This is a genomic window from Natronorubrum amylolyticum (assembly GCF_052040145.1).
In the GTDB taxonomy this organism is placed as follows: Archaea; Halobacteriota; Halobacteria; order Halobacteriales; family Natrialbaceae; genus Natronorubrum.
In genome coordinates, this window is sequence record NZ_JBPPFW010000004.1 from 1 (window position 1) to 16,399 (window position 16,399).

Annotated in this window: 13 protein-coding genes, 1 tRNA gene and 1 rRNA gene; 7 read left to right on the top strand and 8 right to left on the bottom strand. The window is 62.7% G+C overall.

Going from position 1 to position 16,399, the window contains the following annotated elements; all coding sequences use genetic code 11:
* The 5 genes from ACSFDB_RS15540 to ACSFDB_RS15560 form a co-directional block, all read right to left on the bottom strand.
* A 16S ribosomal RNA gene (locus ACSFDB_RS15540) occupies positions 1-313 on the bottom strand; the annotation flags it as partial.
* 555 nt (positions 314-868) lie between these two features.
* Positions 869-2,215 (bottom strand): RNase J family beta-CASP ribonuclease, encoded by a 1,347-nt coding sequence (locus tag ACSFDB_RS15545; RefSeq protein ID WP_440771853.1) that lies wholly within the window; start codon positions 2,213-2,215, stop codon positions 869-871.
* Between the two features lie 222 nt (positions 2,216-2,437).
* Complete coding sequence (gene ric / locus ACSFDB_RS15550) at positions 2,438-3,142, bottom strand: iron-sulfur cluster repair di-iron protein (protein ID WP_440771854.1); 705 nt, start codon at positions 3,140-3,142, stop codon at positions 2,438-2,440.
* A gap of 551 nt (positions 3,143-3,693) precedes the next feature.
* A tRNA-Ile gene (locus ACSFDB_RS15555) sits at positions 3,694-3,767 on the bottom strand.
* A gap of 67 nt (positions 3,768-3,834) precedes the next feature.
* Positions 3,835-4,446: an FxsA family protein gene (locus ACSFDB_RS15560; protein ID WP_440771855.1), complete on the bottom strand. Its 612-nt coding sequence runs from the start codon at positions 4,444-4,446 to the stop codon at positions 3,835-3,837.
* A gap of 158 nt (positions 4,447-4,604) precedes the next feature.
* On the opposite strand from ACSFDB_RS15560, the gene ACSFDB_RS15565 reads away from it, so the two are divergent.
* The 3 genes from ACSFDB_RS15565 (at position 4,605) to ACSFDB_RS15575 (ending at position 8,022) form a co-directional block, all read left to right on the top strand.
* Positions 4,605-6,254: a DUF255 domain-containing protein gene (locus ACSFDB_RS15565; RefSeq protein ID WP_440771856.1), complete on the top strand. Its 1,650-nt coding sequence runs from the start codon at positions 4,605-4,607 to the stop codon at positions 6,252-6,254.
* Positions 6,255-6,340: 86 nt separating this feature from the next.
* Positions 6,341-7,144: a TrmB family transcriptional regulator gene (locus ACSFDB_RS15570; protein ID WP_090309203.1), complete on the top strand. Its 804-nt coding sequence runs from the start codon at positions 6,341-6,343 to the stop codon at positions 7,142-7,144.
* Positions 7,145-7,233: 89 nt separating this feature from the next.
* On the top strand, positions 7,234-8,022 hold the full coding sequence (locus ACSFDB_RS15575) for a PGF-CTERM sorting domain-containing protein (RefSeq protein ID WP_440771857.1): 789 nt from the start codon (positions 7,234-7,236) through the stop codon (positions 8,020-8,022).
* Between the two features lie 246 nt (positions 8,023-8,268).
* On the opposite strand, the gene mptA is transcribed toward ACSFDB_RS15575, so the two are convergent.
* A complete protein-coding gene (gene mptA, locus ACSFDB_RS15580) occupies positions 8,269-9,207 on the bottom strand; it encodes a GTP cyclohydrolase MptA (RefSeq protein ID WP_440771858.1) in 939 nt (312 codons plus the stop codon).
* 1,111 nt (positions 9,208-10,318) lie between these two features.
* Between mptA and ACSFDB_RS15585 the strand changes: the two genes are divergently transcribed.
* The 3 genes from ACSFDB_RS15585 to ACSFDB_RS15595 all read left to right on the top strand — a co-directional run bounded on the left by ACSFDB_RS15585 (position 10,319) and on the right by ACSFDB_RS15595 (position 13,431).
* Complete coding sequence (locus ACSFDB_RS15585; RefSeq protein WP_440771859.1) at positions 10,319-11,110, top strand: hypothetical protein; 792 nt, start codon at positions 10,319-10,321, stop codon at positions 11,108-11,110.
* Positions 11,111-11,273: 163 nt separating this feature from the next.
* The gene (locus ACSFDB_RS15590) at positions 11,274-12,206 is read left to right on the top strand and encodes a nucleotidyltransferase domain-containing protein (protein WP_440771860.1); all 933 of its coding nucleotides are present in this window, start codon (positions 11,274-11,276) and stop codon (positions 12,204-12,206) included.
* A gap of 451 nt (positions 12,207-12,657) precedes the next feature.
* Complete coding sequence (locus tag ACSFDB_RS15595) at positions 12,658-13,431, top strand: DNA-directed RNA polymerase subunit epsilon (RefSeq protein ID WP_440771861.1); 774 nt, start codon at positions 12,658-12,660, stop codon at positions 13,429-13,431.
* A 2-nt stretch (positions 13,432-13,433) separates the two neighbouring features.
* Here ACSFDB_RS15595 and ACSFDB_RS15600 read toward each other — a convergent pair whose 3' ends face one another.
* Positions 13,434-14,498, bottom strand: a complete 1,065-nt coding sequence (locus ACSFDB_RS15600; protein WP_440771862.1) for a pyridoxal-phosphate-dependent aminotransferase family protein — start codon at positions 14,496-14,498, stop codon at positions 13,434-13,436.
* Positions 14,499-14,623: 125 nt separating this feature from the next.
* Between ACSFDB_RS15600 and ACSFDB_RS15605 the strand changes: the two genes are divergently transcribed.
* On the top strand, positions 14,624-15,244 hold the full coding sequence (locus ACSFDB_RS15605) for a DsbA family oxidoreductase (protein ID WP_440771863.1): 621 nt from the start codon (positions 14,624-14,626) through the stop codon (positions 15,242-15,244).
* Between the two features lie 167 nt (positions 15,245-15,411).
* On the opposite strand, the gene ACSFDB_RS15610 is transcribed toward ACSFDB_RS15605, so the two are convergent.
* Positions 15,412-16,269, bottom strand: coding sequence for an NAD(+)/NADH kinase (locus tag ACSFDB_RS15610; protein ID WP_440771864.1), 858 nt, complete (start codon positions 16,267-16,269; stop codon positions 15,412-15,414).
* Between the last annotated feature and the right edge of the window lie 130 nt (positions 16,270-16,399).

Genomic DNA, 16,399 nt, shown 5'->3' on the forward strand with positions numbered 1-16,399 from the left:
ATCTTGTCTCAGATACCGTCTCCGGGCTCTTGCTCTCACAACCCGTACCGATTATCGGCACGGTGGGCCGTTACCCCACCGTCTACCTAATCGGCCGCAGCCACATCCTATGGCGCCGGGGCATTTCGGATTCTCTGCAGTTCCAGCGGGAGAATCGTATCCCAAATTAGCCTCAGTTTCCCGAGGTTGTCTGGGTCCATAGGGTAGTTTGGCCACGTGTTACTGAGCTATCTGCTACGAGTCTAAACTCGTACAACTAGCATGGCTAAATCGGACTCCAATAGCAATGACCTCCGGCAGGATCAACCGGAATGCTATATTACTCCCGACCTTGTGGTCGGGAGGGTTCATTTGGCGGTGAATGTAAATTCTTGTACACACTCACACATAAATGGGTCCACGTTCGGCGACCTCAGACCGCGACCGGTCGAGCGTCACCGAACTACCAAGGCTAACATCAGACCCCTTCTGTACGGCGGACCGCAGGGGAAGGGTCCTCATCTCCTTCGGATTAAATTGTAATCGCCGACCACTACATAAGGCCTGCGAATCGATGCTTCAAAGAGAGGGAGTCTCACACACCCTGCAGTGTAGTTTTCGGACGTCTATTCGGCCGGTCAATAAGTACATAAATGATATATTCCAACGGACACTACGGCCACTACCGTCGCTGAATCGGCTCATCGGTGTATTGACGACAATTCCATCGGAAGAAAATCCGCTACCAAGCAGATTGCTATAGGCGCTCAGCCGTGGCCCACTGGAAGCGAGTCCACAAAAAAACAGATTTATTTGAGCGCTATTGATCAGGAATTAGCCTGAGTTGGAGCCCGCCCGATCGGGCGCGACGATCCACGTTCGAGACGGGTTACACGAGTTCGATGATGTTTCCGTTCGTGGTGACGTGGATATCTCGCCCGAGCGTGTATCCCTGATTGGACGCGAGGTCGACGTAGCCCGAAAAGCCGCTCAGGTCCTGGTGGGCCGGAATGATGTGCTGGGGCTGAAGCGCGTCGAGCATCTCGTAGTGACCCTCCTGACAGAGGTGGCCGGAGACGTGGATGTCGGAGTAGACGCGCGCACCCTGCATACCGAGCAGTTTTTCGGACTGGTACCGTTGTCCCTCGTTCGTTGGCTCGGGAATCACGCGTGCGGAGAAGATTACTTTGTCCCCGTTATCGAGCTGATACGGCGTTTCCCCGCGGGCCATTCGCGTGAGCAGCGCTCGCGGCTCGCCCTGGTGGCCCGTCACGACCGGCAGGAAGTTCTCCTTGCCGTCGTTCATGATCCGCTCGAGCGTCTGATCGATGGACCGGCGGTAGCCGACCATATCCACGTCGGATGGGAAATCGACACCCATCCGTTTCGCGGTTCCCGAATACTTCTCCATCGATCGGCCGAGCAGAATCGGCTCGCGGCCGATGTCTCGAGCGAACTCGATGAGCGATTTAACGCGGGCGATGTGGCTCGCGAACGTCGTGGCGACGATCCCGCCGTCGTAGTCCTCCATGCTGTAAAGAGTGTCTCGGAGGTGCTCGCGCGCGACGTTTTCGCTGGGGGTTCGCCCCTTCTTGTTCGCGTTGGTACAGTCCTCGATGTAACAGAGGACGCCGTTGCCCTCGCGACCGATCTCACGGAAGCGCTTCATGTCGATCGGGTCGCCGATGACCGGCGTGTGATCCATCCGCTTGTCCAGTCCGTAGACGACCGCGCCCTCCGGCGTGTGGAGTACGGGATTGATTGCCTGGATGATCGAGTGGGTGACGTTGACGAACTCGAGTTCGACCTGGCCGCTGTCGCCGATCGACATCGTCTCACCGGCCTCCATCCTGATGATCTCGTTGTCGAAGCCGAACTTCTGCTCGTCGTCGACTTCCTCTTCGACCAGTTCGCAGGTAAACGGCGTCGCGACGACCGGTGCGTCGTACCGGTGGCCGAGCTTGCTGATCGCGCCGATGTGGTCGAGGTGGCCGTGCGTCGGAACGATCGCTTTCACGTCGCCCTCGAGGTCGCTCATCACCCGATCGTCGGGGATTGCGCCCATGTCGATCAGATCGAGGCTGTGCATCCCCTCGGTCTGGATGTTGTCGTGAATCAGGACCTTCGACAGGTTCAGCCCCATATCGAAGATCACGATATCGTCACCCGCGCGGACCGCAGTCATCTGTCGCCCGACTTCTTCGTAGCCGCCTATCGTTGCGATTTCAATGTCCATTAGTAGAGCCGATCATAGCAGTCCTGTGTGACAGTCTCGCAGCCAACGTGGCTGGGTTGTGGGATTCGGAACGGCCGGCGACGTGAGCAAATCCGTCGATCACGTCCTCGGCAATATCGACCGTTCGGTCCCGACTGTGCGCCAAGGACAGCGCTTCTTTCGGTTAGCTATCTAATGAAACTCCAGACGTAAGTACTCCGGGTCTCGGGTCGATCGGGCGGATCACGCCGACGCCAGCGCTGCCTCAGCGTCGGGAAAGAGCACGTTGTTTTCCGTGTGAATGTGTGCGTGCAGATCCGCCTCGAGCAACTGCAACCGATCGAGCATGTTTCGGTAACTCGTACAGGCGTCCTCCGGAACCGCGTAGTCGTCGCTCAGGCGGCGAATCGCCTCGAGATGGGACGCCGCCGCGTCGTGGTCCGATTCGAGGTGGTCGATCGCATCGCGGATTCGATCCGCCTCGGCGTCGGTTCGTGCCGTTTCGTCGTCCAGCGTGACGATCTCGGGAAAGACGGTCTCCTCTTCGTCCGCGATGTGTTCCATAACGTCCGTCTCGAGGGCGAGAAACTCGGATTCGATCGCCTCGAGTTCGGGATGGCTCTCCCCGTGCACGCGAGCGACTTTTCGAACGGTGCGCTCGAGCGATGGGAGTTCGGACCGGAGATAGTCGTGGTGAGTCTCGACGATGTCGTCGACGAGTTCCGAGAGCGACGCGTCAGTCGGATCGGTCGAGTCAGTCGACTGCGCGTCTGCCAATCGCTCGAGGGTCGGTTGGACCTCGAGACCGTTCTCCTCGCAGGCCTGTGCCAGCGGCGTGTCGCCACCACAGCAGTAGTCGATGCCGAGTGATTCGAACACTGGTGCGAATTCGGGGTGTACTCTGACGAGCTGTCCGAGGTTCGTCTCCGGATCGATTGTCGATGTCATTGTCGGTAGTCTGTGCCGCATACGATGTCGCGAACTGATTCCTGACCGTCAGTCACCGCTCGTACCCGTTACTGGGCCGCTCGCCCGGTCTCGGGCACCGTACAGTCGATAGAAACCGCTCGCCGGCGAAGCCAGTTCTCCCGAATATATTCCCCTTCGTGCTCCGGAAACCGACGGTAGTGTCGAGACCGAACGCTCGAGAGTACGTTCTCGTCACAGTCGTATCCTCGCGGCAGCACGGACTCGCTGCTCACGGTGTTGTTTGCAGCGAGAAGTGGGCCAACTCGGATTTGAGCCACCTGAAGACGGTCTCACCCGCTGCGCTCGTGAGCGTGCGTCTTCCGTAATTTAAATCGAGTTGGATTCCATATTTCCGACTCACGAGTTTGTTCGTCGGAAAAGTATGGGCCAACTCGGATTTGAACCGAAGGAAGACATTCCGGGTCGCTCACTTCGTTCACTCCCGGGCTGTGACTTCCAGGGCTCAAATCCGAGTAGGATGTATTTCTGCTGCTCACGGCTCACTACGTTCGCATTGTTCGCAGCAGAAGTGGGCCAACTCGGATTTGAACCGAGAGCCTCCACCTTATCAGAGTGGCGCTCAACCTGATTGAGCTATTGGCCCGCGTCGCAATCAGTAGTTGCCGGGTGGGATGTTTAAGCGTTTCTTTCTTGGTGGCCCGTGCGAACCGCTACCGCGTGGGGTGGTCCCCGGCGTCGTCATCCGATTCGTCCGACAGATCCGAGGTCCGTTCGTCGCCGAAATCGATCGTGTACGACTCGCCATCGGTCCCGTCGTCGACGGAGTAGTCGTCGGCACCGAGATCGTACGTCCCGTTCTCGCTCGAGGCGCCGTGCCCCTCTCGAGCCATCCCCTCGTCCGGGAAGCCGAAGGTCCAGACCTGGCCGCTGGTGAAGCCGCCGGTCTTCTTGTCCGCGTAGGGGACGATCACGAAGCGTTTGAGTCCGGCGCGGATCGGGATCCGCGTCAGCGGGATCACGAGCATGAAGCCGATGAGGTCCGTGATCAGACCGGGGGTGAGCAGGAACGCGCCGGCGGCGATCAGCAGGCCGCCGTCGAGCAGTTCGTTGGTGGGCGGCTTCCCCTCCGCCAGCGACCGTTGCATCTTCCGGATGGTTCGGCGACCCTCGGCGCGCACGAGTAGCATGCCGATGAGTCCGGTCAGGACGACGAGCAACACCATCCCGACCCAGCCGATGTACGTCGTCTGGCTGACGACGACGGCGAGAATCACCGCATCGAGAAAGGGGATGAGCAACAGCGCGAAGATCCACCGGAGCATGCCTCGATATAGCCGGGGGAGGGTGAAAACGCTTTACTCTCGTTTCGCGTTCGGCGATCTCGAGCGCTCGAGCGACAGGCGAATCTCGAGCGCTGACGCTGCGAATTCGAGCCACGATCGAACGAAGGGCTTACGCCAGCGACAACCGAGGTGTCGGTATGGACGATCCGACACGTGTCGAGTGGCGCGAGTGGGGACCGGACGCCTTCGACGAAGCGGCGGAGGCGGACGTTCCCGTGTTGCTCTCGCTCACTGCGACGTGGTGTGACCACTGCCACGAAATGGACCGAGAGACGTACGCCGAACCGCGAATCGCCGCGAACGTCAACGACAGTTTCGTCCCGATACGGGTCGACGTGGATCGCTACCCGCGCGTGCGTGATCGGTACAACATGGGCGGCTTTCCCTCGACGGTCTTTCTCGCCCCCGACGGGACGGTGTTGACCGGCGCGGGCTACCTCGGCCACGACGGAATGCGACAGGTACTGGACAGCGTTCGGACCATGTGGGACACCAAAGGCAGCGGCGCCGGACGGGTTCCACGGCCGCTTCGGGAGGACAGCCCGCCTGCGGGCGAACTCACGGGCGACGTCGAGTCCGCGATGCTCGGCCAGCTAACCGAGACCTACGACGAGGTCGCCGGCGGCTGGGGCCAGAGCCCGAAGTTTCCGCTCCCCGACGCCCTCGAGTTCGCGCTCAAACGCGACCGGGAGATGGCGCTGCGCTCGTTCGACGCCGTCGGCGCGAACCTGTTGGACGAGTACGACGGCGGTTTCTACCGCTTTGCGGCCGACCGCGACTGGTCCGGACTGCAGTACGAGAAGTTGCTGGACTCCAACGGCGCGCTCGTGCGCGCGTTCGCGAACGCCTACCTGCACACGGGCAAAAACGAGTACCGAGAGCCCGCCGAGCGAACCATCGAGTACCTCACGACGACGCTGTGGAACGACGACGCCGACGCGTTCGCGAACAGTCAGGCGCCCGGCGACGGCGACGCACACGCCCTCGACGCGACCGACCGCGCTGCAGCCGACGAGCCGCCGGTCGACGACGGCGTCTTCGCCGGGCCGAACGCGCTGGCGATCGAAGGGCTCCTGACGTACTACGCCTACACCGACGACGAACGCGCTCGGCGGTACGCCGAACGAGCACTCGCGACCCTCCGAAGCGACCTGATCGCGGACGGCGTGGCCGCTCACGCCCTCGAGGGAGACATAGAATTCGACGAGAACGGTGAGCCGACTCCACTGCTCACCAACCAGGCACGCACGCTGGCTGCGCTGACGACCGCCGCGAGCTCCCTCGATACGGCCGTCCTCGAGGACGCCACCGGAGTCGCGGATGCGACGATCGATCGGCTCCGCGACGAGGAGTCGTTCCTCGACGGGCCGGCGACGGGGGTCGGACTGGTTGACCGCCCGCTTCGGCCACTCGACGCGAACGTCGCGTTCGCGGACGCGCTACTGGAGCTATCGGTCCTCACCGGCGAGGAGCGATACCGCGACGTCGCGCGAGAAACGCTCGAGGCGTTTGCCGGCGCGAGCGACCGCTTCGGCGTACAGATTGCCCGCTATGCGACCGCTACCGCACGAATACTCGAGGGACCGCTGGTGATCCGCGTCGCGACCGACCCCGGAACGGACCTCCATCGAGCCGCCCTCCGACTGGCCGATCACGAGAAGACCGTCGTTCCCGACGCCGGCGATCTCGAGTCGAAAACGGCTCGGGTCGAACGCGGCGAGACCGTCTCGGAGCCCGCCGAAACCCCGGAAGAGTTGAGCGAACGCGTCCAAACGATCCTCGAGTAACGCCCGACTGCAGGTCCGTCCCGCGCGAATCACTCGGCTGTCAAACCACCACAGCGTTTATGTTTCTTCGGTCGGTCTGTCAGCACATGGCCAGTCTCAGGGACCTCGGGCTCTCGGAATACGAGGCTCGAGCGTATCGAGCGCTTCTCAACACGGGACCCACAACGGCAAAGGAGTTGTCGCGGGCGAGCGACGTCCCGATGGGCCGGATCTACGACGTGTTGAACAGCATCGAACAGTACAACCTCGTCCGGAGTCAGACCGCGAGCCGACCGAAAAAGTACGTCGCCGTCGAGCCGTCGACGGCCCTCGACCGGCTGCTCGACGACAAGAAGCGCGAACTCGAGGAAAAGGCCGACCAGTACGAGTCGATCGTCGACGACCTGGCCGACGAACTCGACGCGGCGGAGCCGGTCGAAGACCAGTTTTGGACGGCCGCCGTCGGTCCCGACGAGACGATCGATCTCCTCCTCGAGCGACTCGCGGCCGCCGACGACCACATCGTGATGGTCTCTGCGGATCCGGCCCCGCAGTGGGACCTCCAGGCCGTCAGCGAAGAAGTTAACGCGGAGGTCGAAGACGCCCTCGATCGGGGTGTCACAGTCGATCTCTTAATGACCCGCGAGATGGTCTCGTCGCTCTCCGAGGAGGTGGGCAGACGCTATCGGGAGACCCTCCAGCAGCGCGACGATTTCGACGTGCGGACGAACGACGACGTCTCGGGGTCGTTCAACATCATCGATGGCGTCGAAGTCTGTATTCAGGTACCGAACCCCCTCTCCTCGGGCGATGCGTTCGGGATGATCGACCTCAAAGATCCCGAGTTCGCCGCGAACGTCCACGAGGAGTTCGTCCCGCGGTGGGACGTAGCCGACCCGCTCGAGTTTTGAAGTCGACGCGGACGCCCACCGATCGACGCGACGGGAATCGCAATTCACCGGGTAAACACATTTATGATAAATTGAGAGAAAGTCCGCGTATGCGTTCAATTACTGATAGATCGACCGTAACGATCGGGGTAGCGACGCTCGTTCTACTGGCGATGTCGTTCGGCGGCGCAGCGGCGTCCGCCGCGGCACAGGAGGACATCGATTCGGGGAGTATGGAGGTGACCGTCTCCGAAGATGGCTCGCTCGAGCGGATGGAAGTGTCGATGGGAATGACGGACGAGACGTACGATGAGTACGCGATGTGGGCCGAGATGGACGGTCATGAAACGGTCGAAGAGTGGTACGAATCGCTGTTCGAAGCGGACGGGTGGGTCGGCGAGGCATCGGTAACGGTGACGGAGATCGACGGCGGATACGAGCTATCGATAACGCTCGACGACGTCGACGCGAGCGAAGAGCCGCACATAGACGTCGAAGTGGACAATGATACGATCGTCTACGAGGAGTTCAACGTTCAGGACCCCGCCGACGATCCCGAACTCTCCGAGATTACGTATCAGGTGAACATGCCCAGTGAGATCACCGAATCGAATGCCCACGAGGTCGACGGCAACGTGGCGGTGTGGAACCTCCACGACGAACACACCGACGAACTGCTCGTTGAGTCGGCTCTCGAGGCCGAGGATACCGAAGCGGCCGACGAGACCGACAATGCTGACGAGAGCGACGACGACACCAGCGCCAGCGACGATGCTGACGAGAGCGACGACGACACCAGCGACGACGACAGCATGCCCGGCTTCGGTGCTGCCGTCGCCCTCGTGGCCCTCTGTCTCGCTGCGTTGCTGGCGGCACGTCACCGAACGGACGCCCGGTAGCAGACGAACAGCTCCGAAAACGACTCGCGCGTGTCGTTTGGCACACGTCGAATCGACTCAGCGGTTCCGGCGCATGCCTTTCGCGCGCAGTGGGCTCAACGGGAGAGGCGTCAGAAAACACTGAGGCCGAGTTATCGAACGTCTCGAGCGAGACGCCGGACGAAGCCCGTGTCGTTACCGATGGACGTGCCGACGAAAGGACTGCAGACGAACAGAAACGGACAGTGACGGATATCGATCGGCGGCTTAGCGCTCGAGGTCGCCGTTGACCTCCTCGCGCAGCGTCCCCATTTCGACGACGCGGTCGGCGTGGGCGTTGTGCTGATGGATCGATTCGTCGTTGGACTGTTTCATCGTGATCACGGCGTCGTCCGCGAGGTGGTCGAACTCGTCGACGACCCCTTCGGCCAGCGCGCGCACGCAGTCCTCGACGAACTTCGCGTCCGAGTGCGCATCGAAGGTCATGTGGTCCTCGTCGGGGCGCTTCGCGAGGTTGTAGATCCGGGCGCTCATCGCGTCACGCGCGATGTCGATGACGTCGTTCAGGTCGACCTCGGGGTCGCCACTCGCTTCGACGGTCAGGGTCGCGTGGCCGCGCTGGGAGTGACCCGGCTGTGGGACTTCCTCCAAGAACTCAGTGATCGTTTCCTGCTCGACGCCCAGATCCTCGAGCGTCTGTTTTGCGCGCGCGGCCGACATCCCCTGCGAGCACGGACAGACGGTCATCCCGGTTACTTCGGCGCCGATCTCCTCGCGGGTTCCCTCCTCGGTCGCCGTCGCGGCGGCGATGATGTCGACCGTGTGCTGGGTCTCGCGGTCGCTCGCTGGCGTCTGCTCGCGGCGCATGAACTCCGCTTCCATCGAGACCTTCGCGGTGGAGGTGTAGTCGTGTTTTTCGAGCAGTCGTTCGGCCGCGTCGCCACAGACGTCCTCGACGCGGTAGGCCTCCTCGCGGGTTGCTTCCTCGAGAATTTCGTCGATGACCTCCATGTTACGGCTCATGTCCGCACCCTTGCGCCAGGCGGGAAGATCGACGAAGACCTCGAACTCGGCGGTAAGCACGATCGGGCGTTTGCCCTCGCGGGCGATCTTGACGAGTTTGTCGACGCCGGTGACGCCGACCTGACTCAGACCGACGGTGACGTCGGGCGACGTTGCCTGCACGTCCGGGAGCTGGTGACTCATTGTCCGCATTCGGGGGAGGGGGCGATTCAACCTTTCGAAAGCTGCAGTCCTCGGTGGACAGTCTGCCACTCCTGCCGGTCTCGAAGGGACAACTCGGCGCTCGACTCGAGTCCCGCTCCCGACCGTTCTTTAAGTGCTTCTGGTCACAAGGTGAAGATACGACGGGAGAACGCGGGCTTCTACGGATTCACTGATTCGTCACCGACTGGTATGTGCGGTTCCTCGAGAGTACCCGGTCAATTTCGCTTTAAGTGCTTCTGGTCACAAGATGAAGCTATGACGGGAGAACGGTCGCTTCTCAGGAGTTCGCGACGGGCAGCGACGCCTGCGAGGTGCTATCGGAGAAGTTCGATTCTTCAACGACACGTTCGGAGAATTAAATGGCCGTGTATGGATGCGACCGCAATTCGAGTGGTTGGTTATCCTACTGCGACTAGCGCGAAATCGATCGGAATCGGATCAGTTGCGCCCAAGCGACCGCGCTTGCGGCACAAATTCCGCCCAACGCAAAGCTGATACCCACCGGCTTCGGTACCGCGTACCTCGCTACCGATACGAGAACCGCGAGAACGATTACCAAGACCAGAACGCGCCAGATCACGCCGACGGATCGACCCCACTCCTCGACTCGTTTCCCGAAAGATGAGCTGGCGATCGGTCCGATGAGGACGGCCGTTGACAGAAAGCCGACCGCTACGGCCGGCCAAGAGACTGCCTCGAGCCGAACGAACTGAAGAGGAACCCACGTGACGGTGAACACGGCTGCGAGAGAGATTTCAGTCAGCGTCGGCGGGCGATTAGGAAGCCACCGCGAAGACGGATCCACATCAGTCATCGTTCTAACAGTAGTGCGGAATTACATAAATGTCAGCTTAGGCCCTGGGGGCGTGTCCTCGTCAACTACCGGCCCGCTTCTCAGGAGTTCGCGACGGGCAGCGACAGGTACGAGACCGACGCATCCGGTGGACGGACCCGCCACAGTCTGTCGCATCGAACTCGAGTTTCGGCGACACGGACGGTGCATCCAGGTACTATCCAGATAGCCGGAATATCCGTCTGCATTTCAAAAAAGACCCATAATAGGCGGGGCTGAAGCATACGATAGATTCCTGTGAGTCAAACACATGCGCGCCTAATTCACCAGTATGATGCACCGTCGTGGGTCGTCACTGTCGTCGGAGCGCTGTTCGGGATTATCGGCATCGCGTATGTGTACACACACCCCGTATCGATGAGCCTCTGGGCCGTGGAGTTCGCGCTCGTCGGCGCTCCGGCTGCGCTCATCGTATACGGTGGCTATTGGGTGGCAACACGGCCACTGACTCGTTCCGATCGCTGGAGTGTCGCCGTCTGGGGGCTCGTCGGCGGGAGTATCGTCGGCGCGGTCATTGCCGGGTACATCGTCGTCGAGCGGCTCGTCGGCGGAACCGTCGTCGAGCCGGGGGAGTTGCTACTTCTCGGTGTCTCGAGCGGGATGGTCGTGTCGTTGTACGCATCGATTGTAACCGAACGACAGCATCTCGCTACCGATCTCGGGACGATCGAGTCGGACCGACTAGCGGAAGTAACGAGTGAACCCCTCTCGGAAGACGCACGGGAGTTAGCCGAACTCGCACTGGACACCCGGTCGTGGAATCTCCTGTACGTACTCTCGCTGGCCGAGAAGCCACTCGCGGTCGAGACGCTCGTCGACCGAGTCGCGGTAGTAGCACGCGAAGACGAAACCGACGTGTACGTCGATACGATTCACGTACGAATTCCGAAACTGGAAGAAAAAGGACTCATTCACTACGAGTCCGATACCGAGGTCGTACGCCCTGCGGATCGACTCGAACGGGTCGCGAACGCAGGTGACGAACTCTCCCTGGTCGGTGGGCCGCTCGCTTCGGCACTGGATGCGTAACTAATCGTGTATGCACAGGACCGCTCCGGACGTGGCTCCGGACCAGCGCCGGTAGTCGGCGTTCTTTAAGTGCTTCTGGTTACAAGGTGAAGCTACGAAGGGCATTTCGGCGCGGTCACACCGCGTTCTCGATTCTCCGTCTTCCAGTACTCGAGCGACAGCTATGGCCACCGTTCCGGACCACGTCTTAGAGAGCGTCGACGAGTTACTGACGACGATCGAACGCGAGCACAGCGTTTCCGTCGCGCTGGCGGTCGCCCGCGGTAGCCGTGCCTGGGGTGCGGCGAGTCCCGCGAGCGACTACGACGTCGGCTTCGTCTTCGTCCCCGAAGATCTGCGGCGCTACGCCCACCTCGAGACACCTCCGACGACGATCCACGAAGACGCCGAGAGCGACGGCATCGAACTGCAGGGCTGGGACGTCCGCACGTTCGCGCAACTGCTCGCGGACTCCAACGACGGCGCGATCTGCCTGCTTCGGAGTCCGATCCGCTATCGCACCGTGTACGACCCGACCGACCTCGCCGAATACATCGAGCGCACGTACAACCCGATGGATCTCTATCACGCGTGGCGCGGCATCGCGACCAGCAACTACCGCAAGTACATCTCGCACCATCTGGTGTCCACCGATGACGAACTGGTTCCGATCCTCGAGGTGCTCGAGGACGACGACGCGTACGTCGTCGAAATCGACGACGGGACGACCACGATCATGGCCAGCGACGAGCGATTCGCCGAGACCCAGACGAAACCCACCGTAAAACGGAACCTGACGATCTGTCGGGCCGCGATGTCGGCTCGATACCTGAAGGCAACCGGTGAGCGAGGCGAGCACGACCTGCCGGCGCTCGAGTTCGAGACGTTCCTGAGCGAGCAAGCGCCAGCGGTCTTCGACGCGGAACGGATCGAGAGGGCTCGTGAGTTACTCGAGCGGAAACGCGCGGGGGGCGGAGCCATCGATATCGGGGACGCCGTCGGCTGCGAATTCGCCCATCCGCCGCGGGAGATCGATCCCGAGATTCACGCACGAGAGGGGCCCGACACCGCACGTCTGGACGGGTTCGTCGACGAACTGATCGCAGCAATTCGGTAACGGCATCGATTCGGCCTTTACGTACCTCTGGTTACAAGGTGAAGATACGACGGGAGAACGGTCGCTTCTCAGGAAGTCGGTAACTGACCAGCCGCTAGTTTCCGCAATTCATGTTCACGCTCGGACCGTCGTGGCTCCGCGGTTCTTTAAGTGCTTCTGGTCACAAGGTAAAGATACGACGGGAAGACGGCCGTTCTACTGCACTCAAACTCACCAGCGGAGAGTATACTCCGCTTCGAAAGCCGTGGCCACGAAGACGTGCCGTCCGGTGTCTCTTTAAGTGCTTCTGGTCACAAGGTGTAGCTACGAAGAGCTTTTCGCGAACCGCAGATCCTCGAGAGCCCCAGCGCTGCGTACGCCGCGGAGACCTATCTGTTCCAGTGTCAGTCAGCCTGAGAGACCATCCGACTGGAGCGAGCCTTTTTCCGTCTGCCTGTCTGAGCGGGAGGTAATGAGAGACGACGGTGCTGAACCCGCAGGCGTCGACCACCCTCCCGCCGTCGGCGACGGCCAGCGACTCGAGTACGACGAGGACCGCCGCCTCGAGACGCGCCCTGGCTCCGGCTCGCTCTCCCGGGCGGACGTCCAGCGCGACTCGACGGTCAGACAATGGGGCGTCGTCACGCCGAGTGCGACCGTCATCGGCCGCGCGGAGTCCCCCGACGCGGACCTCTCCGAAAGCATCCGCCGACTCCACGACGAGCAACACGGCGCGACGCCGGGCTACAGCGAGCGAGCCCACCATTTAGACCGGCTACGGACGACGCAGGCCCTGTGTAACGCCCTCGACGTGACGCCGTGGCAGCGGGACCTCGCGCTCGGCGTCATGGACGAGATCGATCTCACCGAGTTCGGCAGCCAGCGAGCCATCCCGAAGGTCGCGCTGGTCGTCATCCGCCACGTCGTCGACGTCGACCGCCAGCAGTACTTCGGACTGGACGATATCGACACGCAGGCGCTGTCGCCCGACCGCATGGAGGAGCTGTTCGGGCAGTACCGCGCCCACGACATCACCGACGAGGAGACGTTCAAACGCCTCGCCGCCGACTACGGGCTGGACACGACGAGTCTGAACCGGCTTCGACGCGTGCTCAAAGCCCAACTCGAGGACGAGTTACCCGCCTACGGCCGAAACCCCTACCGCGATCCCAACCTGCCGGACGTGACGGGGACGACCGACGAGAGCGCGAGTGCGCCTGCGGCCGGGGACGCGAACGAGCGCTGACGTTACTCCAACACGGCAGCGACGGCGTCCATCGCTCGCTCCACTTTCTCAATTTCGGCGTTGTAGCCCATATGCCCGAGCCGAAGGATATCGTCTGCCAGCTCCCCCAGCCCAGTTGCCAAGACGATATCCGCTTCGTCCGCGACCCGCTGCTGGACCCGTCTCGCCTCGCCCGGGAGGTGAAACGCCGTCACGGTCGGCGACGATCGGTCGGGATCGGGATAGACCTCGAGCCCGAGTTCGGCCCCCCGTTCTCGACACCGTTCTGCGGCGTCCTCGTGGCGTTCGTAGACGGATTCGAGACCCTCCTCGAGCAGTCGATCGAGCGCCGCGTCGAGCGCGGCGACGTTCGCGTCTAGGTGCGTGTAGGGGAAGCCATCGGAGACGTCCTGCCACGGGAGGAAGTTCGTGTACAGCGAGGACGGATCGCGCTCCGCCATCGCCGCCCACGCGCGGTCGCTGATCGCGGCTGTCGTCAGCCCCGGCGGCGCGCTGAAACACTTCTGGGACGCCCCGAGACAGACGTCGATCCGGTCGGTGGGAACCGGCGTTCCGCCGAGCGACGAGACGGCGTCCACGACGCTCAGGACGTCGTGCTCCTCGAGCAGGTCCAGGACGGGATTCATGTCGTTCAGCGTCCCCGTAGGAGTCTCGCAGTGGACCAGCGTCGCCACCGTGAACGGCTCGCCCGCGTCGTCGGCGTCCTCGAGCGCCGTCGCAACTCTCTCGAGATCGTACCCCTCGTCGTACGGCGCGGCAACGAGTTCCGCCTTGCCGTCGGAGGAGTCGACGAAGTCCGCGAAGCCGTCGCCGTAGAGGCCGTTCGAGACGCAGAGCACCCGGTCGCCGGGGGCGACCAGCGAGGTGATGGCCGCCTCGAGGCCGAGGATCCCCTCCCCGCCGGGAACGACGACGTCGTGGGACGTGTCGTAGATCTCCGCGAGTTTCGTACAGACGTCGTCGTAGCGGTTGGCGAATTCGGGTTCGAGATCGGGGTTCGGTTGCTCCGCGGCCATCGCCTCCCTGACCGCCGGCGGGACCGTCGTCGGACCTGGCGTGAATCGCATACGGTTCTGTGCGGTCCGCACCCATTAGCCGGTTACGGGACGTGCCCCAGTAGCGGGTTTGGAACATCGCGTGCGGAGCGTGCCGGTTGCCGTCGCCTTTTCAGTCGTGCCTCCCTACTGGGCGTATGTCCGACGAAATTCAGCGGGTCGAACTCTACGCCGACTACGTCTGTCCGTTCTGCTATCTGGGGAAGAACTCCTTCGAGCAGTATCGCACACAGCACGAGGTGCCGCTCGAGGTCGACTGGCGACCGTTCGACCTCCGCAGCGGGAAGCGGAATCCGGACGGCTCGATCGATCACGATGTCGACGACGGCAAGGACGACCAGTACTTCGAGCAGGCGAGACAGAACGTTCGCCGTCTTCAGGCGGAGTACGACGTCGAGATGGCCCAGGAGTTGGCGATCGAGGTCGACTCGCTGCCAGCCCAGCAGGCGTCGTGGTACGTCAAGCAAGAGTATCCCGAGCAGTGGGCGGCCTTCGACGAGGCGATCTACGACGCGCTCTGGCAGGACGAGCGAGATATCGGCGACGAGGAGGTGCTGGCCGACATCGCTGAGACGGTCGGGCTGCCGGCGGCCGAGATTCGATCCGCGATCGACGATGACGGGCTTCGGACGGAACTCGAGAACCGGTTCCTCGAGGCCCAGCGTCGCGGGATCACCGGCGTCCCGACGTTCATCGCCGGCGAACAGGTCGCCCGCGGTGCCGTGCCCCCGGCCCAACTCGAGCAGTTACTCGGCTGAGACGACGATCGTGCAAAACCGGTTGTAACGACGGACTCGAGAGAGGAGTTGCGTTCCGTTCGAACGTACTGACCCCGTTTTCGCAACGAACGTGGAGGCACTCGAACGATCCGTTCACGCTGGCGGCGACGAGTCCCACACCCTCCCAGCTGATTCGTTCACGTCGGTCACTCGAGTTTCTCGAGACTCTCGACGAAATTCCCTCGCGGCCCGACGAGCGTGACCGGCTCGTCCGCAACCGAGATACCGACCGTGGCAGGGAGCTCGAGTCGCTGCCGATTCCGTCCGTCGCTGATCACGTAGGCGGTTTCGGGTCCGGAGACGGCGAGTTCGAGGTCCGTCTCGGGGTCGACGACCAGCGGCGGCATCGCGTCCGCGGCGGCCATCTGCGTGACGACGAGGGCGTCCATCGAAGGGTGGACGAGCGGACCGCCCTCGCTCAGGTTGTACGCGGTCGAGCCGGTCGGCGTCGCCACGAGCACGCCGTCGGCGTGGCTCTCGGCGTACCGATCGCCGTCGACCCGAACTTCGACCGTCGCGCCGCCGCCGTGGCCTCGCCGCTTCCCGTGGACGACGACCTCGTTGAGCGCGGGGTCGAGCGTCCACTCCCCGTCGGCACAGGTGGCTTCGAGTCGGGCGAGTTCGCGTCCCTCGAGTGCACCGGCGTCGCGACACTCAGCGACGAGATCGGTGACCGCGGCGACGGCGTCGGCGGGTGCGACAGCGTTGAGAAACCCCACTTCACCGAGATTAACGCCGAGAATCGGCGTGGAGCCGACCTCGCGAGCGACGAACAGCAGCGTGCCGTCGCCGCCGATACTCACCACGAGGTCCCGGTCGGCCATCGCGGCGACTGGCACACCGGGTTCGCCGATCGGCTCGCCGGTCGCGTCGTCGACGACGGTGCTTACGTTGCACTCCGCACCGATTCCGGCGCCGCGCTCGAGCGTCTCGACCAGTTTCGCGGCGAGTCCCTGTGCGCGTTCGTTGTCCCGTTGTGCGACGATGCCGACGGCGACGTCCATTGTCGGCGAGTAGCCCACCCGTCGTCAAAAAGCCACGTTTTGGCGGTGCCGTCTCGGTCAGTTTGTCCGCCCGAAACCCCGGACGGCAACAACATTCATCGTCGTGGGGCACACTCGAGCTATCTGAACG